Genomic DNA, 263 nt, shown 5'->3' with positions numbered 1-263 from the left:
TCCCACCCATGGCGATCAGGAGGGCGCGGCCTGGAACGGGCATTTCGACTGCACCTGCTATCACCCCAACTTCCTGTTCAACCAGTTCGGCATGCTGGAGCGCTGCGCCCTGCGCCATGGCAATGTCCACAGTGCCGATGGCTGGCGGGATGTCCTTGATCCCGTCATTGCCAGTTCAGCTGGCCGCGACCTTGGTGGACGCTTCTTCCGGGCCGACGCTGCCTACGCGATCCCCGCGATCTATATGCGGCTGGAAGAATCCA

1 protein-coding gene is annotated in these 263 nt (G+C 62.7%); it reads left to right on the top strand.

All coding sequences use genetic code 11. The annotated features are described in order from the left end of the window. A partial coding sequence (locus tag C5F46_RS16365; protein WP_146160275.1) for a transposase occupies positions 1-263 on the top strand: 263 nt, incomplete at both ends.

The organism is Phaeovulum veldkampii DSM 11550 (assembly GCF_003034995.1).
In the GTDB taxonomy this organism is placed as follows: Bacteria; Pseudomonadota; Alphaproteobacteria; order Rhodobacterales; family Rhodobacteraceae; genus Phaeovulum; species Phaeovulum veldkampii.
This window is presented reverse-complemented; position numbering and strand designations above follow the sequence as displayed.